Raw genomic sequence first — 25,173 nt, 5'->3', positions numbered from 1 at the left:
AAAGAATTATATACTTAAGATTTCTTTTTCTTTTGAAAAAAAAAGAACATCTATTTTTTGAATAGAGTCCTTAGTAATTTTTTGTATATGACTTTCTCCTGTTTTAGATAAATCTTCAGAGATTTTTAATCTTTTTATAGATTGGTTATACTTTTTTCGTGTTGTTCTCACAAATATTTTTGCTTTTTCTGTTTTTGTTTTAATTTTTTTCATTAAATTATTTCTTCCTTCTTCCGTAAGAATAGGAAGACGAATGTGAATGTATTCTCCTTTATTGGTTGGCATAAAACCAAGATTTTCATCTATAATTGCTTTGTCTATATAGGAGATAATAGCACGATCCCAAGGATGAATCGTAATATTCATATTATCTACAATGGTAATTGTGGCCACTTCAATTAAAGGAAAAAAAGAAGCATAACACTTTATTTTTATTTTTTCTAAAAGGGAAACAACGGATTTGCTTCCCAATCGAATACGATGAATTTCTTCTTGAAGTTTTTTCAAAATTTTCTCCATATCTTTTTTGCAAGAAAAAAAAATTTCATTTAATTCATCCATAATTTTTTCTATTTTTATAATTCGTTAGAAACCAGAGTTCCTATCTCTTCTCCTGAAATTACTTTTTTAAAATTTTCTTTCCTATTTATATCAAAAATAATAATAGGTAAATTATTTTCATTTCCTAAAATAAAGGCTGTTTGATCCATTACCTTGATTCCCATTTGGTAAGCCATATCAAAGGATATTTTTTTAAGTTTTTTAGCATATTTATCTTTTTCTGGATCTTTTGTATAAATTCCATCCACTCTGGTCCCTTTTAATAAAACATCGGCTTTAATTTCTATAGCACGTAAAACGGCAGCTGTATCTGTGGTAAAATATGGATTTCCTAACCCGGCTACGAATATCACCACTTTTCCTTTTTCAAGATGATGAATCGCCTTATCTTTGGCAAATGGTTCTGCTATTTGATCCATTTTAATAGCTGTTTGTATAGAAGTACAGATTCCGACATTTTTTAAGTAAGCTTGGAAAGCTATTCCGTTGATAACAGTAGCTAACATTCCCATATAATCCCCTCCTATACGATCTATCGTATTTTCCTTTATTCTAGAAAATCCTCTAAATATATTTCCTCCACCAATCACGATAGCTACCTGGCCTCCCATTTCTACTACTTTTTTTACTTCTTCAGCGTATTGTTGAAGACGAGTAGAATGAAGTCCGAATTCGTGATTTCCCATAAGAGCTTCTCCGCTTAATTTCAACAAAGATCTTTTGTACTTCATGAAAAAGATATTCAAAAAAAGATTATGGAAAAATACCTAATTTTTCATAAGAATCTATGATTTTGTTTATAGCAAAAACAAATGCAGCAGTACGAAGGTTTTCTATTTTTAAGGATTTTTTTAGATCACGAATTTTATGAAATCCATTGATCATTGTATCTTCTAGTCCACTACGTACGAGATCTATTTCCCTTGGTCCTCTTAAAATCATTTTTTTTTCTTCTATTGGAATTTTTTTTCTACAACAAGTTTCTACAACTTGTAGCAATTCTGTATTCATATTTTCACTAAAACGTTTTTCCATACGTCCATAACGAACATGACTTAAATTTTTTAACCATTCAAAGTAAGAAACGGTGACTCCTCCAGCATTCAAATAAATATCTGGAACTATAAGAACTCCCTTTTTCTCTAATATCTCATCAGCTTCAGGGGTCAAAGGTCCATTGGCGGCTTCTCCAATAATTTTTGCCTTAATCCGATTAGCATTATGTTTATGAATCACATTTTCTAACGCAGCTGGAATAAGAATATCACATTCTAATTCTAAAGCTTTTTCTGTATCCTCTATATTTTTTGATTCTGGAAAATTCAATATAGATCCGGTTTTTTTCAAGTGAAGAATCACATTTGAGACATTCAAACCTTCTTGATTGTAAATAGCCCCTTCCCTTTCTGCTAAAGCTACAATAATAGCTCCTGCTTCATGAAAAAATGTAGCTGCATGATAACCTACATTTCCTAGACCTTGTACAATGACTTTTTTTCCGTTTAATCCTACATCAAGACCTACAGATAACATCTCTTCTTTCATCTTACATAATTCTCTAATTCCATAAAATACTCCTAATCCTGTTGCTTCTTTTCTTCCTCTCACACCACCTTGAGAAACAGGTTTTCCTGTAACACAGGCTAGAGCATCTACTTCTCCAGGACTAAGAGATAAAAATGTGTCAAAAATCCAACTCATTTCTCTTTCTCCGGTTCCATAATCAGGAGCTGGAACATCTATCCCTGGACCTATAAAATTTTTTTTTATTAATTCAGAAGTGTAACGACGGGTTATCTTTTCTATATTTTCTACAGAAATAATTTGTGGATCAATTTTAATTCCCCCTTTAGATCCACCAAAAGGAACATCGACTATAGCACATTTATACGTCATCAATGCAGCTAAAGTCATCACTTCATCTTGGTTTACTTTTGTGCTATATCTAATGCCCCCTTTGCAGGGGAGTTTATGATGGGAGTGTTGAACTCTGTATGCTTCAATCACTTGAATTTCTTTTCCTATTTTTACAGGAAAATGTATGCGATACACAGCATTACAAGATTTAATTTGCTCTAAAAGACCTTTTTTAATAGAAAGGTACCGTGCAGCTTTATCAAAATTTTTTTCTATACAACTAAAAAAACTAGACGCATCAGCTTTACTTTTGTTTTTTTTTGACATAAAAAAAGTTTTTACACATTTAAAAAAATTTGATCCCGCCTGCCAGATAACCAGATACAAATCTACGTTTTATAACAATACAATTTTCATCAAACATCGATTAATTTTAAATTAAAAAATATGATTTAAAAAAATAAAATATTTATTATTTTTTTTGGGATGATGATAATTTTTTGTAATTCTTTTTCATCTAAAATGAACTTTGTTTTAGGATGATTTAAAATTTTTTTTCGAATTTCCTCAATTGTTAGTTTGGATTCAAACGTTTCCTGGAATTTTAATTTTCCATTAAACATAATCGGATAAGTAATTTTTTCTTTCACAAGAAATTTTGGATTATACACAGGAAAAGAATCAAAAATAATAGATTTTTCTTTTCCTAGTTTTCTCCAAAGTTCTTCAGCTATATGAGGAGAAAAAGGCGCTATTAATTTCACTAACGGTTCCAATATTTTTCTTTTATTACATTTTAAAATACTTAATTGATTAACCATCATCATCAAATAACTAATGGATGTATTAAAAGAAAACGAATTCATTCTTTCCTGTAGTTTTTTGATTGTATAATGTAAAATTTTGAGTTCTTGAAATGTCGGATTTAAGTCACTAACCTGAAATACTTTATTTATATGAAATAAATGCCAAAATTTTTTTAAAAAATTTTTTATTCCATTGATTTTTTCCTCATTCCAAGGTTTTGATTCCATAACAGGACCCAAAAACATTTCATAAAGACGAAATACATCTGATCCATATTTTTCAGAAATCTGATCTGGAGTGATGACATTATATTTAGATTTTGACATTTTTTCTAATTGTCTTTGACAAAAAAAACGTCCTTCTTCTAAAAAAAATTTTGAATGAGAAAATTCAGGTCGCCATTTTTTAAAATTATTGATATTCAATTCATTTTTAGAATTTACTAGAGATATATCTACATATAATTTTTGTAAATTATCTCTTTGATTATGAGAATTTTTTAATCCATAGGAAATAAATATATTTTTTCCAATAATTTTTAGTATAGTAGCTGAATAATTCAAAATCATTCCTTGATTGAATATTTTCTTAAAGGGTTCTTCTGTCCTGATCCATTCTCTATCCTTCAGAAATTTATGCCAAAATCTTGCATAAATTAAATGACCGGTAGAATGTTCAGTTCCCCCTATATATAAATCAATATTTTTCCAAATCTGTTCTTTTTTCTTATCCAAAAAGAATTGATTGTTGTGAACATCCATATAGCGAAGGAAATACCAACTTGATCCAGCCCAACTTGGCATAGTGCTAGTTTCTATTGGAAAGACATATTGATTATCCACAAGAGTATTGGAAACTATTTTCATTTTTCTTTCGTCCCAAGCCCAATTTTTGACTCTAGTTAATGGAGATTTTCCATTTTTTGGATGATAATTATTTATTTCTGGAAGAAGCAAAGGAAGTTTTTCAAGGGGAATGGTTTTTGGAATTTTATTTTTAAAATAAATAGGAATGGGTTCCCCCCAATATCTTTGTCTAGAAAAAATAGCATCACGTAATCGATAACTATTTTTTTTAACCCCTATCTTTTTTTTTTCCAAGATTTGAATGATTTTTTTTTTAGCTTCTTGAACCTTTAACCCATTTAAAAAATCAGAATTAATGCATCTTGCATTTTTTCCTTCATAAAGTTCATCATTAGTCTTCTCTTCTTTTTTTTCAGGAGTTAGGACAGACAAAATTTCTAAACCCATATTTTTTGCAAATTTTTTGCAAATTTTTTCATGCCCCGGGACCCCTATTATAGATAGGGTTTCATTATCTATAGAAAAACTATTACTAACATAAATAGGAATTTTCTTTTTTTTAAGAAAAGGATGGATCACATAATTTCCTGTAAAAACACCAGAAATATTTTTTTCTTCTACAAGATTTTTTTTACAGTATAGAGAAACTTCTTCCCGATGAGAAGAAATAGAAATTTTTTCTGCCATTGGATGATCCGTAGATAAAATAATGAATGTCATTCCAAATATAATTTCTGGACGAGAGATAAATAGTTCTATTTTTTTGATATTCTCTTTTTGGAAAAAAAGTTCTAAAAAAATAGAATATCCTAATGTTTTTCCTATCCAATTATATTGTAATTTTTTTAAAGATTTGGAACAATCAACAGATTCTAATCCTTTTAAAAGTCTTTCTATATAAGCGGTAATTCTTATATGCCATTGTAGCATTTTTTTTCTATGAATAGGATACCCACCTCTTTCACTTCTTCCATTTTTAATTTCATCATTGGCTAAAACTGTTCCTAATTCTGGACACCAATTTACTGTATTTTCACATAAAAAAGCCAAACGATAATTCAAAAGAATAGATTCCTTTTTAGAAGAATTGAATTCTTTCCACATTTTCGAATCAAATTTATAGTTAAAAGAAGAATGACTAGCATTAACCAAAAGATTTCCATTTTTATTAAATTCTTCTACTAAAAGATCTATCGATTTAGCTTTTTCACTAGTTTTATCATACCAAGAATTAAATATTTGGATAAACATCCATTGAGTCCAACGATAATAAGTAGGATCGCTAGTCGATAATTTTCGACTCCAATCAAAAGAAAGTCCTATTTTATCCATTTGATTTTGATATTTTTTTACATTCTTACGAATGGTTTTAAAAGGATGTTGTCCAGTCTGAATAGCATATTGTTCTGCAGGAAGTCCAAAAGAATCAAATCCTATAGGGAATAGAACGTTATGACCTGTTGCACGTTTGTATCGTGCATAAATATCTGAAGCAATATATCCTAAACAATGTCCTATATGGAGTCCTGAACCAGAAGGATAAGGAAACATATTTAATATATAATAGTATTTGTAAGATTGATTTCCGTTATTTTCTTTTGTATGAAAAATATTATGTTTTTTCCAAAATATTTGCCAATATTTTTCTATTTCACGAAAATTATATTCCATGTTTATTCTATTTTAAATTTTGTAAAATTACAATGATTTTATTACGTAATTTTAGTAATTTCTAGCTGAAGGGAATTTTTAATTTCAAAATTTGATGATAATGAAAAAAAAGTTTTTCTAAAAAAGAAAAGAAATGTTGAATCAACATCAAGATTGTTTAGAAAATCATTTTGACGAAAATTTTTTAAATAATCAAACTATTAGTTTTCTAGTTAAATTCATTCAAGATCATCCAGATAAGGTTATAGATATATTTATTTTATTGAAAATAAATAGAGGAATTTCTGTTTTTAAAGTTTTAGATTTTCCTATAAAAAAAAAAATTATAGAAAGTCTTCCTTCAATTAAAATGATGGAGTTATTGAATAAACTATCAGTAGATGATCGTGTTTCCTTTTTGGAAAATCTTCCAAAAAATTCTTTGAAAGATTTAATTAAATATTTAAATCCGGAAGAAAAACGTAAGACATTAGTTTCTTTAGGATATCCTGAGAACAGTGTAGGTCGTTTAATGATTCCATACTATCTTGCGGTCCAAGAAAATTGGAGCGTACAAGAGGTATTAGACTACATACGTAAAGAAGGTAAAAATAGTGATGTGATAGAAATAGTTTATATAGTCAATCAAAAAGGAAAATTAGTGGACGATATAAAAATACAAGAATTTTTATTAGTAGATCCAACTACAAAAGTAGTTGATTTGATGGATGGACGATACACAGCAGCTTTAAGTGTCACTGATACAGAAGAAGAAGCTACTAAAATATTTTCTATGAATAATAGAGTATCACTACCTGTCATAGATGATCAAAAAATTTTTCTTGGAATAGTTACTATAGATGATATTTTATGGGTTTTAAATGAAAATTATAGAGAAGATATCCAAAAAATAGGTGGAATGGAAGCTTTGAATCAATCTTATCTGAATGTTCCTTTATTCAAACTGATTAAGAAAAGAGCTGGATGGTTAACATTGTTATTTATAGGTGAGATGTTGACGACCACAGTCATGCAGTATTTTTCTAGTGCTATAGAAAAAGCAGTTGTTTTAGCCTTATTTATTCCTTTAGTTGTTTCTAGTGGAGGAAATAGTGGATCTCAAGCAGCTAGTCTAATTATTCAAGCAATGGCTTTAGGAGAAGTGAAAATGAAAGATTGGTGGATAGTAATGCGAAGAGAAATCATATGTGGTTTTTTTTTAGGAAGTATTTTGGGTTTAACGGGTTTTATTCGTGTTTTAACATGGCATAAAATAAATTTTTTTAATTATGGACCTCATTGGATATTAGTTGGGATAACTATCTTTTTATCTTTAATTGGAGTTGTCCTATGGGGAACATTTAGTGGATCTATGTTACCTTTTATTATCAAAAAATTTAGGGGAGATCCAGCTAGTTCTTCTGCCCCATTCGTAGCTACATTGGTAGATGTGGTCGGTTTGATTATATATTTTTCAATATCTTATCTTCTTCTTCAGGGGAGCTTGTTATAAAATGTTGATTTCTTAATTTTTTGAGAACTTTTTTAAAATCTTTAGGAATTGAACAGGTAAAATGGCATTTTCCATTTTTTGGATGAATAAAAGAAAGGGATCCTGCATGTAAAGCTTGTCTTTTCAAAAGATTTAAAGAATCTTTGAAAAAATCTATCGATTTATTCGATAAATATTTTTTCATAAAAATTTTATCTCCACCATAAGTAGAATCATTGAACAAGGGATGTCCTAAATATTTGAAATGAACTCTGATTTGATGCGTTTTTCCTGTTTCTAAATGACAAGAAACATAGGTGAGATATTTAAATCTTTCTAAAACTTTATAATGAGTAACAGAATACCTACTTTTGTAAAAATTTCTTTGAAAAAGAGTCATTCTCTTTCTATTATGAGGATCTCTTCCTATATACCCACTTATAGTTCCTTCTTTTCTTTGTATGTTTCCCCATACTAAGGCGAGATATTTTCTTTGAATAGTTTTAGAAATAAACTGTTGAAATAAATATTTTTGGGCATATTCATTTTTAGCTAACACAAGTAAACCTGTAGTATCTTTATCTATTCTGTGTACTAAACCCAATCGATATAATTGATGATTATTTTTAAAATGATATTTAATTCCATGAATTAATGTTCCTTTTTCGTTTCCAAAACCTGGATGTACTACCATTCCTGCAGCTTTGTTTATAACAAGAACGTCTTCATCTTCATAAAGAATATTTAGAGGGAGGTTTTCTGCAATAATATTTTTATATTCTGAATCTAAAATGGGAGGATAAGAAATCTCAGCTTCCACAAGATCAAAAGGTTTTATTTTATAATTTTTTTTTATAACACATTGATTGACTAAAATTTTTCCAGAATTAGTTGCCTTTTGAATTTGATTTCTGCTGATATTTTGAATAGATTTCCTCAAAAATTTGTCAATTCGAATAGTTTTTTGATATTTTTCTACAAAAAACTTAAATTTTTTTATAGACATTTTTTTTATTTTTATTTTTCAATAGATTTCTTTTTAGTTTTTTTTTCATCCATTTCTTCGTTTTTTGGAATTTTTTCTTCGTTTTTTGAATCATTTTTTTTGAATTCAGATGTTAAGCCATCTAAAGGTTTTGTAGTTAACCATAAATTAATAGGTTGATTTTTATCCTGTCTCTTTCCAGGAGTCGGTTCCTGACGATATACTTTTGATTTCGTAGAAGAAGCATCATCCAAGGGATCCTCATAATAAAAATTAATGATGTTAAATAATTTTTTTTTCAANTTTCTTCGTTTTTTGGAATTTTTTCTTCGTTTTTTGGAATTTTTTCTTCGTTTTTTGGAATTTTTTCTTCGTTTTTTGGAATTTTTTCTTCGTTTTTTGGAATTTTTTCTTCGTTTTTTGGAATTTTTTCTTCGTTTTTTGGAATTTTTTCTTCGTTTTTTGGAATTTTTTCTTCGTTTTTTGGAATTTTTTCTTCGTTTTTTGAATCATTTTTTTTGAATTCAGATGTTAAGCCATCTAAAGGTTTTGTAGTTAACCATAAATTAATAGGTTGATTTTTATCCTGTCTCTTTCCAGGAGTCGGTTCCTGACGATATACTTTTGATTTCGTAGAAGAAGCATCATCCAAGGGATCCTCATAATAAAAATTAATGATGTTAAATAATTTTTTTTTCAAAGTATAGGTTGCATTAGATAAAGACATTCCAGTTACATTTGGAACCGGATAGGAAGAATTATTTCTTTCATATTCTTTTCCTATTATTAATGTAATTCCATCTTGATGTGGAAGAATAGATCCAGAAGGAATGATTTTTCCTTTATAAACTACTTTTAAAACCGTATCCTTAGAAAGATCATTTACATATTTTATATCCTTCACAAGGATATGGTTAGCATGAAGTAATTTGATTGCTATCCGTTTGTTTTTATTAATTATATTAGGAAGGACTGTGGTTTTAAATTTTTTTGCATTAGCTTGTATGTATATATATCTTCCTTCTTTCACAGGATCTCCTGCTCCTGGAAAAAATGAAAGGACTTGATAAGGTTTCAAAGATGGATCATAATGTGATGTATCTACATCATATTTTAATCCTAATTTTTTTAGAAGAGATATAGATTGGTTTAAAGTTAAATAGCGGAGGTTTGGGACAATCACGTAAGACCCGTGTCTTGTGTAAATATCGACCCATTTTAATGCCAGGCTAGTTATTTTATATAAAATAAATATAGCAATTAATAAATTTAGAAGTAAAATCAAACAATATTTTGAATACTTCATGTAAGAATAAAATAAAATGTAACTGATTAATATAAAAAAAATAGAGAATAATGAAAAAAATAGCGATTGTTATGGGAGGTTATACAGAGGAATCTGTTATTTCGTTAAAAAGCGGAGAAGTAGTGTACAAAAATCTAAGTAAAGAAGAATTTGAAGTTTATAAAATCTATTTATTCATAGAAAAATGGATTTTCAAGGATAAAAATAATAAAGAGTATCCTGTGAATAAACAGGATTTTACCGTTCGTATTACAAATGATCAAATTTTGAAATTTGATTGTGTTTTTAATGCTATACATGGAACTCCAGGAGAAGACGGAGTTTTACAAGCTTATTTTCATTTACTGAAAATTCCCTATACAGGATGCCATTTTCATCATGCAAGTATTACTTTTAATAAAAAATATTGTTTAACCTTCTTGAAAGAATTTGGAATTAAAACAGCTCCTTCCTTTTTTTTAAATAAAAACCAATCTTTTTGTGTAAAAAAAATTCTAAAAAAAGTAGGATTACCATGTTTTGTAAAACCTAACAGATCCGGATCTAGTTTAGGGATATCTAAAGTCTATCAAGAAAGAGAATTATCCAATGCGATACAACATGCTTTTAGAAAAGATCAAGAAATTATTGTGGAATCTTTTCTGAAAGGAACTGAAGTTTCAGTAGGAGTTATTTCCTGGAATCAGGATATTAAAGTTTTACCTATTACAGAAATTATCAGTAAAAATGATTTTTTCGATTTTGAATCGAAATATTCTGGAAAATCTCAAGAAATCACACCTGCTAGATTATTACCAGGTATTGAAAAAAAAATACAAAAATTGGCAAAAAAGGTCTATGAAATTTTCAATTTATCAGGTATATCTAGATCGGAATATATACTGGTAAACGGAGATCCTTTTTTTTTAGAAATTAATACAATTCCTGGACTTTCTGAAGAAAGTATACTTCCAAAGCAATTAAAAATAGCCGGAATATCTTTATCTGAATTATTTAAAAAAAATATATACGATTCTATTGAAATTTTCAAGAAAAAAAATTCATAATCTGCAATTACATTTACATTTATTTTTACAAAAACTACTAGTTTTAGTAGAGAAAAATTTCAAAAAATTTTTGAGAAAATAAAATATGGAATACAAAAAAAATAAACCAATTATAATATACTGCCACATTTTATTAGGTTTTTAATATTTGATAAATAAAAAAAGAAGAAATATAAGCGAATGTAGTCATAAAAAAGAATTGTATGATGGGCCATTTCCAAGACTTCGTTTCTTTTTTGACTATAGATAAGGTACTTAAACATTGCATAGAAAAAGCATAGAAAAAAAGCAAAGAAAATCCTGTAGCAAAATTGTAAACGGGTTTCCCCGTATCACTGAATATTTCTTTTTTCATTTTTTCTTTTAAAAAAAAATTTCCATTTTTTTCTATACTATATACAGAAGCCATAGTACTAACAAATACTTCTCTTGCTACAAGAGAGGAGATTAATCCTATTCCTATTTTCCAATCATATCCTAATGGAAGAAGAATAGGTTCCATTTTTTTTCCTAGTAAACCTAAATAAGAATTGGGTAATTCTTTTTTTTCAAATATATTTTCAAAATTAATTGAATATTTACTGGATGGGGAAACATCTTTTTTCGGACCAAAAGATCCTAAACTCCAAATTAATATACTTAATAATACAATAATTTTCCCAGCGTTATACATGAAAGATTTGATACTTATCCATAGGGTAATCCATATATTTCCAAATATGGGACATTTATAAGTAGGCATTTCCATAATCAGATGACTTTGATAATCTTTTTTAAGAAATAGATGAAGAATCATAGATATACTTAAAGCAGAAAAAAAACCTAAAAGGTACATTCCCATAAGTACTAATCCTCTCAATTGAATGAAATACCATTTTTTATCCGGAATGATAAGAGAAATTATTAATGTGTAAACAGGTAATCTAGCAGAACAGGTGATAAAAGGAGTTACTAAAATGGTGATTAAACGATCTCTATAATTTTCAATATGTCTAGCAGACATTATTGCAGGAATAGCACAGGCTACACTAGAAATAAGAGGAACTACACTTTTTCCATTTAATCCAAATGGTCGCATAATTCTATCCATTAAAAATATCACTCTGCTTATATAACCACTTTCTTCCATAAGAAGGAGGAAAAATAATAAAAAAAAAATTTGTGGAATAAAAGTGATAATCGTACTAATTCCAGGTAAAAAACCTTGTACAAAGAAATTGTTTAGTGGGCCAGGATAAATATTTTCTAGTTTTTTTTGAAGAATAGAAAAAAAAAATTCTAGAATTTTTTTAGGATTTTCTGCCCAAAAAAAAACACTTTGAAATATGATAAACAATAAAAAAAAGAAAATGAAATAACCCCAAACAGGATGTAATAATAAATAATTATCTATCTTTTTAGAAAAATCTAAAGAATTTCTTTTTGGATCCAAAAGAAACTCAGAAACTGTTTTAGAAAAAATTTTTCCTATTTCTTCATATCTATCTAATGTTTCTCTAATTTGTAATTTTTTAGAAATGATATTGTGTTTTTTCTTAATCTTCTTCAAAAGTTCATCCTCTTTTAAGAATTTTTTATTATTTGCTAAATAATACCAAGCTCTATAAGTGTTTACCTGATAACCATCTTTGACATCTTGAATAGCAATGGAATGAGATGATCCGGGATTAAAAAAAAAGGAAAAGCTTTTTTTCTTTTTCAGACTACTGATTTTATGTTTTACCTTATCTATTCCTATTCCTTTTCTTGCCTCTATTAAGACTATTTCAGTTAAAAGAAATTTCTTAAGTTTTTCTATATCAATAAGAACTCCCTTTTTTTTTGCTTCATCAAGCATATTTAGGATAAAAAGAACAGGAAAACCTAAATCTTGTATCTGTCTAAATAATAAAAGACTTTTTTTAAGATTCGATGAGTCAGCTACAACAATGATTTTATCTGGATAATCAATATCATCTATATTGTTTAGTAATTTACAAACTATTTCCTCATCTTCAGATGATGGATATATACTGTAGATTCCTGGAAGATCTATTATCTGATAGTGGGTCTTTTCGTAAGAAAAAAATCCTATTTTTTTATCTACTGTGACACCTAAATAATTTCCCACTTTTTGGTTGAGTCCAGTTAATTGATTAAACAAAGAAGTTTTTCCTACATTTGGATTTCCAATAAGAGCTAATTTAATGATTCTTTTCCGCATTTCTAAATAATAGGTTCTATGAGAATATTTTCCGCTTCTTTCTTACGTAAAGCTAAACAAGATTGATCATAAATAATGCATAGTGGATCATAAAAAATAGAAACAAAAAGTATTTCAAACTTAACACCAGGTAAAACACCTAATTCTAACAATTTTATAGGAAAATCTTCATTTTTATATCCCTTTATAATCCCTTTTTCTCCTTTTTTAAGATTAGATAAGTTCAAATTGATATGTATTTAAAATTTTATTATTCGTTAAATATACTTTCTTTATGCAAAGAATATTTTATGTTTTTTATAAAAAAATGAAATTCCTTTTTATAGATAGAAAAAATGAAATAAAGGTTTAAATTTATCTTCAAAAATATGTTATAACTTATGACGTCTCTTTTTGTTAGATCTATACAGTTACTACTAAGTATATCTATATTGATTCTTATTCATGAATTAGGTCATTTTTTATTATCTAAAGCATTTCAAGTACGTGTAGAGAGATTTTTTTTGTTTTTTGATCCTTGGTTTTCTATTTTCAAAAAAAAAATAGGAGAAACTATTTATGGAATAGGTTGGATACCCTTGGGGGGGTATGTTAAAATATCTGGAATGATGACAAATGAAGAGATAGATTCTTCAGATAAAGAAACAAGAGATTGGGAATTTCGTTCAAAATCTGCAATAAAAAGACTTTTGATTGTATCTGGAGGAATTCTTTCGAATATGTTATTTTCTTTTATGATTTTTTCTTTTTTGCTATTTAAATATGGAGAAATTTATCTCCCTACAAAAAATGTTAAATATGGAATTGAGGTAGATTATTTAGGAAAAAAAATAGGTTTAAGAAACGGTGACCGCATTCTACTTGTTAACGGAAAATATATCCCTTATTTTCATGAGATTCCTAAAGAAATTCTTTTCGGGAATTCCATTACTATAGATCGCATGGGAAAAATTATCCATTTATCATTAAATAATGATAAAAAAAGATTTTTTTTTGATAGAAAAGAATTCAGTTTTTTTATAATAAAACCTCGTGTTCCACCTATTATAAATTACGTAATAAAAGATTCAGGAGCCTATAAATATGGATTAAAAAATAATGATGAAATTTTAGCGATTAATTCAGAGTTTCTTTTCTTTTCAGATCAACTAAAAGATATTTTATCAAAATATAAGAACCAAACCATTTTGATTTCTGTCAATAGAAATGGGAGGCTACTTCAAAAAGAAGTTTTTTTAGATCAAAAAGGAATTTTAGGAATTTCTCTCAAAAATTTTATGGAAATGGATAATATTTTTTTATTCGAAAAAAAAAGTTATTCCATAATTGAAAGTTTTCCTTATGGAGTAAAAAGGACTTGGGAAGTTTTAAAAAATCAAATATTTTTTTTGAAAAATGTTTTTCATATAGAAACTAAAGCTTATAAACAGGTTGGTAGTTTTTTTTCTATGGCTAAAGAATTTCCTTCTCAATGGAATTGGGGCGTGTTTTGGACTTTAACCGCCACTTTATCCATATGGTTAGCTTTCTTAAATTTATTTCCTATTCCATCATTAGATGGAGGTTATATCTTATTTATTCTGATAGAAATGATCACTAAAAGAAGAATAAATGAAAAAATTTTTGAGCGTTGTACCATCATTGGATTTCTAATGATCAGTTTGATGATGATTATGGTTATTATTTGGGATATTTTTAAAGTTTTTTTCTATTAAAAAATTTTTAAGGAAAAAAACTTTATTTCTAGTAATTCCTATATCTATCATAAGATCATTTTTATGAATTGATGGAATACTATCTATTGGGTTAAAAAAACTCAATCCTATTTTTAGAACATTTTTTTTGCATAGTGTAAGAAATCTATCATAAAATCCTTTTCCATAACCAATCCGATATCCTTTTAAATCAAAAACTAATAAAGGGATAAATATTACTTCAATAAAGGAAGGAGGAATAATATATTTTTGTACAGGTTCAGGAATTCCATATTTGTTATTCTTTAAGGTAGTTTTTCTATCAAGAAGACAATTTTCTATGGATAAACTATGAAAATTTGAATAAGGAACTGTGATATATTTTCCTTTTTGAAAAAGAAAGTTAGCAATGAGGAAAGTATTGATTTCGTTATATTTTTTTATAGGTAAAAAAATATGATAATATGTTTTCTCCCATATAAAGAAAAGTTTTTTTACTTGAATAAATATATCATAACTACTTTTCAATACTTCTTGTTTAGTCAGTGACTTTCTGTAAAAAAAATATTTTTTTCGTAATTTTTTTTTCATTCATGATCTCTATGAATCTTGATTTTTTTTTATAATTTCCATGAAACTTTCTAATACTTTTACTATCTTTTGAGGATTTTCTATTGGCCCCATGTGACCAGTGGAGACATCAATAAAATAACTGTTATATCCGCTTTTTGCTTCTTCACGGAGTCTTTTTGCAGGAATGATTAAATCATATATTCCAACCACATATAATTTTGGAAATTTAGTTTTTTTTAATAAAAATCTTCTATCTTTACGAATAGACATTCCACGCAAAAAAGATATTACACTCTGAATAGGAGTTGAAATAGCTATTCTTTTTAAAAATTTTAATTCTTTTTGGAAAGAATTTAATTTATTAGGATCAAATAATTTATTAATACTAGTAGATACAAATAATTGATAATGATCTATTGCAGATTTTATGGATCGAATACGATGATTTTTTTTTTCTTTTGTATCTGATTCTGCAGTTGAATGAAGTAAACATAAACCTAAAAATATCTCTGGATATTCTTCTGCAAGCGCTAAAGCTATATATCCTCCCATAGAATGACCTATAAAAACGGCTTTTTCTATATTCTCTTTTTGTAAAAGAAATTTAATCATAGAAGCCACTTCTTCCATTGTGGTAGTGGAAGAATTTTTTTTTTCTAGAAAACTTTTTCCATGACCAGGTAAATCAATGGCAAGGACTTTGTATTTTTTGGAAAAAATATCATATATATAATTCCAAATTTCTAAACTTTCCATAAATCCATGTAAAAAAACCATGGAAATTCCATTTCCTTTTGTTTTATAATAGATATTTTTTTGATTATGAAAATATATGAACATCTTCTTATATTAAATAAATATTAAATAAAAAAATTTAATAATTATAGAAATTACGTTTTTCTTATTCAAAAATGAAGTGAATAATGTTGTTAACTATAAATATTGGGAATTCAAGTCTTCGTTTTGGACTATTTAATAATAATTATAATTTAAAATGTGATTGTTCATGGATTATTAACAGTAATCCACATAGATCATTGGATGAATATATTTTATTGTTTAGGAATATTTACCAACAATATGGAATCTTATCTAAATTAATACAAAATATTGTGATTGGATCCGTAGTCCCTCCTCTTACAAATATTGTAGAACAATCTTTATATGAAATTCATAAAATAAAACCGATAGTAGTAGATAGATATTCCGCTTCTCCAATAAAACATTATTCTCATCAATTAGGAACAGATTTATATGCTAATGCTATAGCTGCATATACATTATATCATAATAAAAAAAATACTCTAGTAGTAGATTTTGGAACGGCTTTAAGTTTAACCTGCATAGATAAATACGGAACTCTTCAAGGAGTTATTATTGCTCCAGGAGTTAATAGCTCTTTATCTGCATTGATAGGTAATACGGCTCAACTATCGCAAATAGAATTAAAAAAACCCCCTAATATATTAGGACAGTATACTGAAACCTGTATTCAAAGTGGAATTATTTATGGATACATCAGTATGGTAGAAGGACTCATTAACCGAATTAATAAAGAATTAAAAACAAACTGTTTTGTTATAGCTACAGGAGGGCTTTCTCATATTTATACTCCTTTAACTAAAAAAATTCATCTTAAAGATAAATTGCATACAATAAAAGGTTTAAAAATTCTATTTCATTGGAATAGATAGAGAATGTGAATTTATAAATCGATAGATTTTTTAATCTGTTCTGATAAAATCTTGAAATGATTTGCAGACAAAGATATTCTTTTCTTAGAAAAATTCCCATCACTTTCTTGATCCATAGGGATTAAATGGATATGAACATGGGGGATTTCAAAACCCATCACAAATATTCCAACACGATTACAAGGAATTATTTTTTCAATCCCGATAGCTACTTTTCTAGTAAAAGACATGAGAGATAAAAAATCTTTTTCTGGAAGAGAAAATATTTTTTCTGGATTCTTTTTTTTTGGGATCACTAAGGTATGACCAATTTTTATTGGATAAATATCTAAAAAAGCAAGATTTTCAGAATTTTCTGCGACTTTATAAGCAGGTACTTCGTTTTTTATTATATGTGTAAATATATTTTTCTGACTCATTTCATTCACTAAATGCTATTTCTAAAATTTCATAATCCAGTATCATTTTATTAGGTAACTTAATATGAGCAATTTGTCCTACTTGTTTTCCAAGTAATCCTGTAGATATAGGAGTATTGATAGAAATTTTACCAGATTTTAGATCTGCTTCTCCTTCTGGAACTAAGGTATATATTTGTTCTCCTCCATATGTTAAATTTTTCACCCTAACTGTAGATAGAATAGAAACTCTGTTTCTATTGATTTGTGATCCATCAATAATTCTTGCATTGGATAGTTTTTTTTTTAATTTGGCTATGTTCATTTCTAAAAATCCCTGTGCTTCTTTTATAGCATCATATTCTGCATTTTCTGAAAGATCTCCTTTATCTCTGGCTTCTGCTATTTGCATGGATATTTTTGGTCTTTCAATGTTTTCTAATCTTTCTATTTCTTGTTGTAGTTTTTTTAATCCCTCTTTAGTGATATATTCGAATTTTTCTTTTTCCATAGTATTTTTTTCATTTTTCGATCTTTTCATCCAATTATAAAGTTAGTTGATTTTGTGAATAATTATGTAAATTATTTTTTTTCTTAATTGATTGAATTTATACATATTTTAAAAATATGGTGTGTATCGTTCAGTTTTTTCTTATTCTTTCATTGTCCATAATACCCTCAATTATGGGAAAAGTAATCAAAATTTATGATGGAGATACTTTTAGAATTTATACGAAAAAAATGGAAGAATATAAAATAAGAATTTCTGATATTGATTGTCCAGAAAAAAATCAATCTTATGGAAAAGAAGCGAAAAATTTTTTAACAAAAAAAATTCTAAATAAAACTGTTTTCATCAAAAATCTCAAAAGAGACAAATATAATCGTATTGTTGGTTTGGTTTTTTATGATAAAAATAAAGATTTAGGAAAGGATATTCTAGAGTCAGGGTTGGCATGGGTTTGGAAATTTTCTAAAAATATTCCATATAAAAGAATTGAATCTAAAGCGAGAAAAAAGAAAATTGGACTATGGAAAATAAATCACCCTATAGATCCCTATAATTGGAGAAAAAAAAGATCATTCTGTCCTTACAATATTTGCTCCTAAAAGACGTAATCTTTGATCAATATTTTCATATCCTCGATCTATTTGTTCTATATTCTTTATCCTACTAGTCCCTCTAGCAGAAAGTGCAGCTATAAGAAGAGATATTCCAGCTCGGATATCTGGAGAGTTTAATAGAGAACCTCGTAAAGAAGATTGATGATTCAAACCAATAACGGTTGCTCTATGAGGATCACATAATATTATTTGTGCTCCCATTTCAATTAATTTATCTACAAAAAATAATCTACTTTCGAACATTTTTTGATGGATTAAGACACTTCCTTTCGCTTGAGTAGCTACTACAGTGAAAATACTTAGTAAATCTGGTGTTAAACCTGGCCATGGGGCGTCAGAAATTGTTAATATGGCGTTGTTTAATAATTTTTTTATTTGGTAGGATTTTTGAGAGGGGATATAAATATCATCGTCTTTATTTTCTAAGAAGATTCCCATTTTTTGGAATATATTCGGGATAATTCCTAGATTTTTCCAACTAACATTCCGAATTTTTATTTCAGAACTAGTAATAGCGGCTAATCCTATCCAACTTCCTATTTCTACCATATCAGGTAAAATAGTATGGGTACATCCTCCTAATTCTGTAACTCCATTAACATGAATTAAATTAGAACCTATGCCTTTTATTTTTGCCCCCATTCTATTTAATAGCTTACATAATTGTTGAATATAAGGCTCACAAGCCGCATTATAAATAGTGGTTTTTCCTTTAGCTAAAGACGAAACCATGATAATATTAGCTGTAGCTGTTATAGAGGCTTCTTCTAGAAGAATAAATTTTCCTTTTAAATATTTAGAGGTAAGATCAAAATACTGATTTTCTCTATTATAATTTATATGAATTCCTAAAGATTCAAAACCTCTTAGATGTGTATCTAAACGTCTACGACCAATTCTATCTCCTCCAGGTATAGGCATACACCCTTTTCCAAATCTAGCTAGCAAAGGTCCCGCCATCATGACCGAACCTCTAATACATTTTCCATTCTCACGAAATTTTTTCGTATTTAAATATTCTAGACAAATATTTTTAGCTTGAAAAGTAAAATCTCCAATATCATTTTTTTTTATGACAACTCCTAAGTTTTGAAGTATTTGCATCAAACATTTTACATCTTCTATTTCTGGAATATTTTTTATTCTCAATTTCTCTGAGGTTAGCAATACCGCACACAAAACTTGCAAAGCTTCATTTTTTGCTCCTTGTGGTTGGATTTCTCCTTTTAGAGGAGATCCTCCTTCTATCTTAAAAGAAGCCATAATTCATCCTATTTTCTTTTTTCTCATATAGTTCTTTTTTCTCTTTGGATTTAAAAGATAGGAACATTGTAATAAAGGATCGGTATTATTCATTAAACAGATTTTTCCTTTTGAAAGCTCTTTTAAATCTTTAAAGATAATATCATCTTCTACAAGGTTTTTATTCCATCTCAAATAATTTTTTTTCATAGTATTTGCTATAGCATAAAATAGCCCTTCTTTTTTTTGTCTATTTTTGCAATGTATTGCTACATGTATCATATTTCTAATGATTTTTCCATAATACCTGAAATTAGTTAAATATTCAGGATATTCCACTTTTTTATAATATTTTATTTTTTCTGGATGAGGTTTTGGAAAAGGAGGATCAATATCTAATTGATATTTAGACATAATAAATAATTGATTCCATAGTTTATGTTGAAAATATGGGTTATTCAATTTAGGATTGGAATCCGTCATCAATTTAATGATACTCCAAGCGCAACGATTACGTTTTTTCCTATTTTTTATTTGTATTGCATAAGCAATCATCTTATGAATATTTCTACCATATTCTGGGATAACCAATTTGAAACGATTAGTATTATATTCCATATTGATTTTTTTTTATAAAAATAAGATCTTTTCTGCTTCTAAAGTTTAATGATTACTGTGTAAATAAGAAGTTTTTTTATGCAAAAAATTTTTTCTTTCCTTACAAGAAATATTGAAACAGGATACACAATGATCATTATTGCAAGCATCTACATGTACAGATAATTCTACTTTATGTCCAAATTTATCTTTTGTTAAATTTGTCAATTTTTTGACTTCTTCATTGGATTCTTTGACATTAAAAAACCATGGAACAGTTAAATGACAATCTACATGTAAAGCGCTTCCATGTTTAATAATTTTTAAATGATGAAGGTCAATCCAATGGAGATCTCTTTTTTCATTTATATAAAGAGATAATTTTTTTAAAAGTTTTTTATCCGATTCATCCATAATACCAGCTGTAGCATATCTTAACAATTTTAATCCTGTATATAAAATTACAAAGGAAAAAATAACAGAAATAATAGGATCTATCCATATCCATTTTGTAATATTTAACAATATTAATCCCATCACTATTCCAAAAGTAGAATAAGTATCTGTTTGAAGATGTTTTCCAGTAGCTATTAACGTTAAAGCTCTATTTTCATTTCCTATTTTACAGGCTAAAAAACCTAACCCATAATTAACAATAGCGGTAAATGACATCATAGGAATTGCATAATCTAATTTTAATAAAATAGGATCATGATGTTTTACATGTAAAAAACTTTTTATAAAAATAGTCATTCCTACAAAAAAAATTAATAATCCTTCTATAGCTGTGGATATAAATTCTATTTTTCCATGACCATATGGATGATTGTGATCTTTGGGTAAAGAGGATATATACAGGCTATACAAACCTATCAATCCACTAATAATATTGGTTATACTTTCCATTGCATCACTAAATATAGAAAGAGAAGAAGTGATATACCAAGTAATTAACTTAATGAAAAATAAAAGAATAGCTACAAAAAAAATTAATTTTTGTAGACTAAAATTGAGTTTCATCTTTTTATCTTCCATAAAAAGAAATTTAATAATTAGGAATAAATAACAAGTTTAGCTATTTTCAGTAAAATTTTTTTTATTCCTAATTTTTGAAATTTAATTATAGCTATTTCATTTTGAATGTTTAGTATCATTCCCATTCCAAAATTTTTGTGAAATACTTTAATTCCTTTTTTGAACATGGATAATGTTTTCTTTTCATCAGAATATAAATCTTTTGATATGATTATAGGATTGGCTTTATTTAGATTCTGAATTCCATGTTCTCTGTCAATAACTTTTTCGCTTATTTCCTGAATAAAACGACTAGGAACCGTTCTAATTTTTTTTCCCCATAAAAAACGAGATTTTGCATATGTTAATATAGCTTTTTTTTGAGCTCTTGTTATAGCAACATAAAATAGACGGCGTTCTTCTTCAAGTTTCAATGCATTTTCTAAACTAGATTTTGATGGAAATAAGTTTTCTTCCAATCCTGCAATAAAAACTACGGAAAATTCTAAACCTTTAGATAAATGTATAGTCATTAAGGATACCTGATTTTCTTCATTTTCCTCATCGATTCCTTCTCTTAAAGAAAAATATCGCAAAAATCCAGATAAACTCATATCTCCATTTTTTTTTAAGATTTCTTGCTCTTTAAGATATAGAGAGATATTTTCTAATATATATTGAAAATCATCAGCATGATAATAATTTTTTTTATCTTCTTCTAAGAAGAAATTTGCTATGTCTTTTGCTATTTTATAGGTGTTTTTTTCGTTTAATTCCAAACGAAATTTTTCTATTTTTAAAATGAAATTTTCTAATTTTTCTTTTGTTTTTTTGTGGATTCTTAGGAAAGGATAATAATTTATCAGATTCTTTAAAAGATTATAAAAAGTTTTCTTTTCCTTTTTAGATAAATTGAATATTAATTTAATGGCTTTTTTATTTTCTATTTTTTTTTTTATGATACGTAATAGGGATTCTTCTTCGTTGGGATTATTGATGATTTTTAAATAAGCTAAAAAATCTAGAATTCCTTTACGTTTATAGAAGGATATGGATCCGTATATTTTGTATGATATTTTTTTTTCTTTTAGAGCCTTTTCCAGGATATTTGATTGTGTATTGGTTCTATAGAGAATAGCAAAATCTTTATTTTTAAATTGGGTATTTTTTTTAGTGAAATAGATGAAAGAAGCAATGTATTGCGCTTCTTCCTTTTCAGAAGGAGCTCCATATATTTTTATCTTCTCTCCTTTTTCATTATTTGTCCAAACTTTTTTAAAAATTTGATTTTTATTAAAAGAAATAATCTTATTAGCGACCTGCACTATGTGATGGGTAGAACGATAATTTTGTTCAAGACGAAAAATTTTTGCTTCATTGTAATCCGTATGAAAATTTAAAATATTTGATATGTTTGCGCCACGAAAAGCATATATACTTTGAGCATCATCACCTACGGCAAAAATATTTCTATGTTTTGAAGATAAATTTTTAATAATCGCATTTTGAAAAAAATTTGTATCCTGATATTCATCGATTAATATGTATTGGAATTTTTCTTGGTATTTATGTAGTATTTGAGGAAAATGAAAAAATAAATAATTGGTATGAAGTAATATGTCATCAAAATCTAAAGCTTCTGATTTTAAACAACGTTTTACATAATATTCATATATTTTTTTTATATCCTGATATGATTTTTCATTGTTTATGGATTTCAATTTATTTTTATATTCAGATATTTTTCTTCTAATTTTTGTAGGGCTGAGAGATGTTTTAAAATTGAAGTCATCTAATATTTTTTTTATCACATTTTCTGAATCTCTTTGATCGTAAATAGTGTAATTTGATTTATAACCAAGCCAATGAGATTCTTTTCGCAAAACCCATGAAAATATAGAATGAAAAGTTCCCAGTGATATCTGATTCAAATCCGTTGGATTCAACATATTTGAAATCCGCATCTTCATTTCTTTAGCTGCTTTATTAGTAAAAGTTAAAGCTAATATTCTAGATGGATTGATTCCTATATTATTAATCATGTGCACTATACGATGTGTAATGACACGGGTTTTTCCGGATCCAGCTCCAGCAATGACTAGAACAGGCCCATGAATTGTTTCTATAATTTTTCGTTGGGTACTATTCAGATTAAGTGATGATGTATAATCCATATTTTTTATTTTTAGCTTTTTTTTCCCCAAAAAGATTCATAGTATTTATAGAAATGATTTCTAGTGGTTTTATGATTTAACAGAAAATCAGGATTTTTGTTAAAAAATTTTTTAGCAATAGGAATGACTTCTTTTATTAATTTGTAATCTTTAAGAAGATTAGCAATTCTGAAATAAGCATTTCCGCTTTGTTTAGTTCCTATTAAATCTCCACTACCTCTTAATTTAAGATCTCTTTTAGCTATTTCTAAACCATCTTTAGTTTCGCACATAATTTTCATTCTAAAGTGGCTTTCTACACTAATTTTGTCATTAGTCATAAGAAGACAATAACTTTGATGTGGACCTCTTCCTACCCTTCCTCTTAATTGATGTAATTGAGACAGACCAAAGCAATCTGCATTTTCTATTAGAATAACTGAAGTATTAGGAACATCTACTCCTACTTCTATAACCGTAGTAGAAACCATAATTGGAGTTTCTCCACGTAAAAATCGATTCATTTGAATATTTTTTTCTTGATAACTCATTCTACCATGTAGAATTCCAATTCGATCTTCTAACTTTGGAAAGTGTTCTTTTATAAATTGATAACCCCTCATTAAATTCATTAAATTTTTAGATCCATTTTTTTTGAATTTTTCTATAGTAGGATATACAATGTATATTTGTCTTCCTTTTTGAATCTGATTTTTTATAATTTCAAGGACTTTAGATCTATTTTTATTGCGAAAGTGAACGGTTTTAATAGGTTTTCTATTTATGGGAAATTCCTTTATAATGGATATTTTTAAGTCATTATAAAGAGTCAGGGCTAAAGTTCTAGGAATAGGAGTAGCCGTCATGATTAATATGTGAGGAGGTCTTTCATTTTTTTCCAAAATCTTAGCTCTCTGTTCCACTCCAAAACGCTGTTGCTCATCAATTATAGCTAATCCAAGATTTTGAAAATGGACAGTATCTTGAATTAAAGTATGTGTACCTATAAGAATGGAAATTTTTCCGATAAAAACATCATGATATATACATTTTCGCATTTGAATAGAGGTGGAACTAGTTAATAAAGCTAGTTGAATTCCAATTCCAGAAAACATTTTTTTTATAGAAGAATAATGTTGTATTGCTAAAACTTCAGTAGGAACCATTAAACAAGATTGAAACCCATTATCTAAAGCAAGTAGCATGGATAAAACAGCTATTATAGTTTTTCCACACCCAACATCCCCTTGTAATAATCTGTTCATTTGCATAGGTTTTTTTAAGTCTCTACGTATTTCTCTGAATACTCTTTTTTGTTCCTCTGTTAAAGGAAATGGAAGACAATATTTGTAGAAATTATAAAAATTTTTTCCTAATCTCGAAAAGGGATAACTGTTGGATGAATAACTTTTATTTTTGTTTTTTTTGGATAAAAGAAATAATTTTAAAAAAAATAATTCTTCGAATTTTAAACGATGTTTTGCTTGAAATAATTTCTCTAAAGATTGTGGAAAATGTATTTGAATCAATGCTTCTTTCCTTTGCATTAATTCTTTTTTCATAATCTCCTGAATAAATATTTCTTCTATATCATTTTTTGATTCTTCTATTAGATTTTTCAAAATTTCTATCATAAAAGAATTATTTATTCCATTTTCCCTAAGTTTTTTAGGAATGGAATATATAGGATATATAGAGTAATTTTTTTCTGAAAATTTCAATTTTTGAATATCTGGATGAATGATTTGAATTTTTCCTTGAAAATGTTTTATACTTCCGTTTACTGTGATTTTCATATTTTTTTTGATGATTTTTCTAAAAAAATTGATGGTCTGGAACCAGACCAATTCCACATGTCCTGTTTTATCCTCTAAACGTGCTATCAATATTTTTCCTTTTTTATTTTGATAGTTGATTTCTTCTAAATGGGTAATTTTTCCTGTTATTTGTATAAGAGTGTTTTCTGGAGG

The 25,173-nt window shown here is 27.3% G+C and carries 23 protein-coding genes; 5 read left to right on the top strand and 18 right to left on the bottom strand.

Annotated features, from left to right (window positions below; all coding sequences use genetic code 11):
* Positions 1 to 6: 6 nt before the first annotated feature.
* The 4 genes from H0H45_RS02605 to leuS all read right to left on the bottom strand — a co-directional run bounded on the left by H0H45_RS02605 (position 7) and on the right by leuS (position 5,702).
* Positions 7 to 561 carry a ribosome-recycling factor gene (locus tag H0H45_RS02605; RefSeq protein ID WP_185866504.1) on the bottom strand — a complete coding sequence of 185 codons (555 nt, stop codon included), beginning with the start codon at positions 559 to 561 and terminating at the stop codon, positions 7 to 9.
* A 14-nt stretch (positions 562 to 575) separates the two neighbouring features.
* Complete coding sequence (pyrH, locus tag H0H45_RS02600) at positions 576 to 1,292, bottom strand: UMP kinase (RefSeq protein WP_185866503.1); 717 nt, start codon at positions 1,290 to 1,292, stop codon at positions 576 to 578.
* A gap of 22 nt (positions 1,293 to 1,314) precedes the next feature.
* Positions 1,315 to 2,745 carry a Glu/Leu/Phe/Val family dehydrogenase gene (locus H0H45_RS02595; RefSeq protein ID WP_185866502.1) on the bottom strand — a complete coding sequence of 477 codons (1,431 nt, stop codon included), beginning with the start codon at positions 2,743 to 2,745 and terminating at the stop codon, positions 1,315 to 1,317.
* A gap of 125 nt (positions 2,746 to 2,870) precedes the next feature.
* The gene (gene leuS, locus H0H45_RS02590; protein ID WP_185866501.1) at positions 2,871 to 5,702 is read right to left on the bottom strand and encodes a leucine--tRNA ligase; all 2,832 of its coding nucleotides are present in this window, start codon (positions 5,700 to 5,702) and stop codon (positions 2,871 to 2,873) included.
* A 133-nt stretch (positions 5,703 to 5,835) separates the two neighbouring features.
* Here leuS and mgtE point away from each other — a divergent pair, with 133 nt between their 5' ends.
* Positions 5,836 to 7,194 carry a magnesium transporter gene (gene mgtE / locus H0H45_RS02585; protein ID WP_185866500.1) on the top strand — a complete coding sequence of 453 codons (1,359 nt, stop codon included), beginning with the start codon at positions 5,836 to 5,838 and terminating at the stop codon, positions 7,192 to 7,194.
* Here the strand turns inward: mgtE and H0H45_RS02580 are convergent.
* The 3 genes from H0H45_RS02580 to H0H45_RS03165 are packed head-to-tail and all read right to left on the bottom strand — an operon-like array spanning position 7,145 to position 8,885.
* Positions 7,145 to 8,179 carry an RluA family pseudouridine synthase gene (locus H0H45_RS02580; RefSeq protein WP_185866499.1) on the bottom strand — a complete coding sequence of 345 codons (1,035 nt, stop codon included), beginning with the start codon at positions 8,177 to 8,179 and terminating at the stop codon, positions 7,145 to 7,147. The genes mgtE and H0H45_RS02580 overlap by 50 nt on opposite strands.
* Before the next feature lie 11 nt (positions 8,180 to 8,190).
* A complete protein-coding gene (locus H0H45_RS02575) occupies positions 8,191 to 8,460 on the bottom strand; it encodes a hypothetical protein (protein ID WP_238785202.1) in 270 nt (89 codons plus the stop codon).
* Positions 8,457 to 8,885 carry a hypothetical protein gene (locus H0H45_RS03165; RefSeq protein ID WP_455768324.1) on the bottom strand — a complete coding sequence of 143 codons (429 nt, stop codon included), beginning with the start codon at positions 8,883 to 8,885 and terminating at the stop codon, positions 8,457 to 8,459. The genes H0H45_RS02575 and H0H45_RS03165 overlap by 4 nt, the downstream gene beginning before the upstream one ends.
* Before the next feature lie 629 nt (positions 8,886 to 9,514).
* On the opposite strand from H0H45_RS03165, the gene H0H45_RS02565 reads away from it, so the two are divergent.
* A complete protein-coding gene (locus H0H45_RS02565; RefSeq protein WP_185866498.1) occupies positions 9,515 to 10,510 on the top strand; it encodes a D-alanine--D-alanine ligase in 996 nt (331 codons plus the stop codon).
* A gap of 133 nt (positions 10,511 to 10,643) precedes the next feature.
* On the opposite strand, the gene feoB is transcribed toward H0H45_RS02565, so the two are convergent.
* Positions 10,644 to 12,713: a ferrous iron transport protein B gene (feoB, locus tag H0H45_RS02560; protein WP_185866497.1), complete on the bottom strand. Its 2,070-nt coding sequence runs from the start codon at positions 12,711 to 12,713 to the stop codon at positions 10,644 to 10,646.
* A 2-nt stretch (positions 12,714 to 12,715) separates the two neighbouring features.
* On the bottom strand, positions 12,716 to 12,940 hold the full coding sequence (locus H0H45_RS02555; RefSeq protein WP_012821639.1) for a FeoA family protein: 225 nt from the start codon (positions 12,938 to 12,940) through the stop codon (positions 12,716 to 12,718).
* Between the two features lie 153 nt (positions 12,941 to 13,093).
* Here H0H45_RS02555 and rseP point away from each other — a divergent pair, with 153 nt between their 5' ends.
* Positions 13,094 to 14,428 carry an RIP metalloprotease RseP gene (gene rseP / locus H0H45_RS02550; RefSeq protein WP_185866496.1) on the top strand — a complete coding sequence of 445 codons (1,335 nt, stop codon included), beginning with the start codon at positions 13,094 to 13,096 and terminating at the stop codon, positions 14,426 to 14,428.
* Here the strand turns inward: rseP and H0H45_RS02545 are convergent.
* Together H0H45_RS02545 and H0H45_RS02540 are read right to left on the bottom strand one after the other, a co-directional pair.
* Positions 14,363 to 14,998, bottom strand: a complete 636-nt coding sequence (locus tag H0H45_RS02545; protein ID WP_185866495.1) for a 5-formyltetrahydrofolate cyclo-ligase — start codon at positions 14,996 to 14,998, stop codon at positions 14,363 to 14,365. The genes rseP and H0H45_RS02545 overlap by 66 nt on opposite strands.
* Before the next feature lie 9 nt (positions 14,999 to 15,007).
* Positions 15,008 to 15,820 (bottom strand): alpha/beta fold hydrolase, encoded by an 813-nt coding sequence (locus tag H0H45_RS02540; RefSeq protein ID WP_185866494.1) that lies wholly within the window; start codon positions 15,818 to 15,820, stop codon positions 15,008 to 15,010.
* An 83-nt stretch (positions 15,821 to 15,903) separates the two neighbouring features.
* Between H0H45_RS02540 and H0H45_RS02535 the strand changes: the two genes are divergently transcribed.
* Entirely contained in the window at positions 15,904 to 16,674 is a 771-nt protein-coding gene (locus H0H45_RS02535; protein WP_185866493.1) for a type III pantothenate kinase, read from the top strand.
* Positions 16,675 to 16,685: 11 nt separating this feature from the next.
* Here the strand turns inward: H0H45_RS02535 and H0H45_RS02530 are convergent, their stop codons facing one another.
* Positions 16,686 to 17,093, bottom strand: a complete 408-nt coding sequence (locus tag H0H45_RS02530) for an HIT family protein (RefSeq protein WP_185866492.1) — start codon at positions 17,091 to 17,093, stop codon at positions 16,686 to 16,688.
* Between the two features lies 1 nt (position 17,094).
* Positions 17,095 to 17,583: a transcription elongation factor GreA gene (gene greA / locus H0H45_RS02525; protein ID WP_185866877.1), complete on the bottom strand. Its 489-nt coding sequence runs from the start codon at positions 17,581 to 17,583 to the stop codon at positions 17,095 to 17,097.
* A gap of 173 nt (positions 17,584 to 17,756) precedes the next feature.
* On the opposite strand from greA, the gene H0H45_RS02520 reads away from it, so the two are divergent.
* Positions 17,757 to 18,182 carry a thermonuclease family protein gene (locus H0H45_RS02520; protein ID WP_238785198.1) on the top strand — a complete coding sequence of 142 codons (426 nt, stop codon included), beginning with the start codon at positions 17,757 to 17,759 and terminating at the stop codon, positions 18,180 to 18,182.
* Here the strand turns inward: H0H45_RS02520 and murA are convergent.
* The 5 genes from murA to recG all read right to left on the bottom strand — a co-directional run.
* Complete coding sequence (gene murA / locus H0H45_RS02515) at positions 18,153 to 19,460, bottom strand: UDP-N-acetylglucosamine 1-carboxyvinyltransferase (RefSeq protein WP_185866490.1); 1,308 nt, start codon at positions 19,458 to 19,460, stop codon at positions 18,153 to 18,155. The two genes, H0H45_RS02520 and murA, sit on opposite strands and share 30 nt — an antisense overlap.
* Before the next feature lie 3 nt (positions 19,461 to 19,463).
* On the bottom strand, positions 19,464 to 20,057 hold the full coding sequence (locus H0H45_RS02510; RefSeq protein ID WP_185866489.1) for a DUF4290 domain-containing protein: 594 nt from the start codon (positions 20,055 to 20,057) through the stop codon (positions 19,464 to 19,466).
* Between the two features lie 45 nt (positions 20,058 to 20,102).
* A complete protein-coding gene (locus H0H45_RS02505; RefSeq protein WP_185866488.1) occupies positions 20,103 to 21,071 on the bottom strand; it encodes a cation diffusion facilitator family transporter in 969 nt (322 codons plus the stop codon).
* 17 nt (positions 21,072 to 21,088) lie between these two features.
* Positions 21,089 to 23,224, bottom strand: coding sequence for an ATP-dependent helicase (locus H0H45_RS02500; protein ID WP_185866487.1), 2,136 nt, complete (start codon positions 23,222 to 23,224; stop codon positions 21,089 to 21,091).
* Between the two features lie 11 nt (positions 23,225 to 23,235).
* Positions 23,236 to 25,173, bottom strand: a 1,938-nt coding sequence (recG, locus tag H0H45_RS02495) for an ATP-dependent DNA helicase RecG (RefSeq protein ID WP_185866486.1), incomplete at its 5' end; no start/stop codon positions are given.

Source organism: Blattabacterium cuenoti (assembly GCF_014252095.1).
GTDB lineage: Bacteria > Bacteroidota > Bacteroidia > Flavobacteriales > Blattabacteriaceae > Blattabacterium > Blattabacterium cuenoti_F.
The sequence above is the reverse complement of the archived record's forward strand: the minus strand, read 5'-3'. Positions and strand labels throughout refer to the sequence as shown.

Excerpts from the sequence above, each read along its gene's own strand:
- H0H45_RS02565 (WP_185866498.1), top strand. The coding sequence starts at position 9,515 with ATGAAAAAAATAGCGATTGTTATGGGAGGTTATACAGAGGAATCTGTT.
- H0H45_RS02580 (WP_185866499.1), bottom strand. The coding sequence starts at position 8,179 with ATGTCTATAAAAAAATTTAAGTTTTTTGTAGAAAAATATCAAAAAACT.
- H0H45_RS02520 (WP_238785198.1), top strand. The coding sequence starts at position 17,757 with ATGGGAAAAGTAATCAAAATTTATGATGGAGATACTTTTAGAATTTAT.
- H0H45_RS02510 (WP_185866489.1), bottom strand. The coding sequence starts at position 20,057 with ATGGAATATAATACTAATCGTTTCAAATTGGTTATCCCAGAATATGGT.
- H0H45_RS02530 (WP_185866492.1), bottom strand. The coding sequence starts at position 17,093 with ATGAGTCAGAAAAATATATTTACACATATAATAAAAAACGAAGTACCT.
- H0H45_RS02505 (WP_185866488.1), bottom strand. The coding sequence starts at position 21,071 with ATGGAAGATAAAAAGATGAAACTCAATTTTAGTCTACAAAAATTAATT.
- pyrH (WP_185866503.1), bottom strand. The coding sequence starts at position 1,292 with ATGAAGTACAAAAGATCTTTGTTGAAATTAAGCGGAGAAGCTCTTATG.
- H0H45_RS02605 (WP_185866504.1), bottom strand. The coding sequence starts at position 561 with ATGGATGAATTAAATGAAATTTTTTTTTCTTGCAAAAAAGATATGGAG.
- H0H45_RS02540 (WP_185866494.1), bottom strand. The coding sequence starts at position 15,820 with ATGTTCATATATTTTCATAATCAAAAAAATATCTATTATAAAACAAAA.
- mgtE (WP_185866500.1), top strand. The coding sequence starts at position 5,836 with ATGTTGAATCAACATCAAGATTGTTTAGAAAATCATTTTGACGAAAAT.
- leuS (WP_185866501.1), bottom strand. The coding sequence starts at position 5,702 with ATGGAATATAATTTTCGTGAAATAGAAAAATATTGGCAAATATTTTGG.
- H0H45_RS02595 (WP_185866502.1), bottom strand. The coding sequence starts at position 2,745 with ATGTCAAAAAAAAACAAAAGTAAAGCTGATGCGTCTAGTTTTTTTAGT.
- rseP (WP_185866496.1), top strand. The coding sequence starts at position 13,094 with ATGACGTCTCTTTTTGTTAGATCTATACAGTTACTACTAAGTATATCT.
- feoB (WP_185866497.1), bottom strand. The coding sequence starts at position 12,713 with ATGCGGAAAAGAATCATTAAATTAGCTCTTATTGGAAATCCAAATGTA.
- H0H45_RS02545 (WP_185866495.1), bottom strand. The coding sequence starts at position 14,998 with ATGAAAAAAAAATTACGAAAAAAATATTTTTTTTACAGAAAGTCACTG.
- H0H45_RS02500 (WP_185866487.1), bottom strand. The coding sequence starts at position 23,224 with ATGGATTATACATCATCACTTAATCTGAATAGTACCCAACGAAAAATT.
- greA (WP_185866877.1), bottom strand. The coding sequence starts at position 17,583 with ATGGAAAAAGAAAAATTCGAATATATCACTAAAGAGGGATTAAAAAAA.
- H0H45_RS02535 (WP_185866493.1), top strand. The coding sequence starts at position 15,904 with ATGTTGTTAACTATAAATATTGGGAATTCAAGTCTTCGTTTTGGACTA.
- murA (WP_185866490.1), bottom strand. The coding sequence starts at position 19,460 with ATGGCTTCTTTTAAGATAGAAGGAGGATCTCCTCTAAAAGGAGAAATC.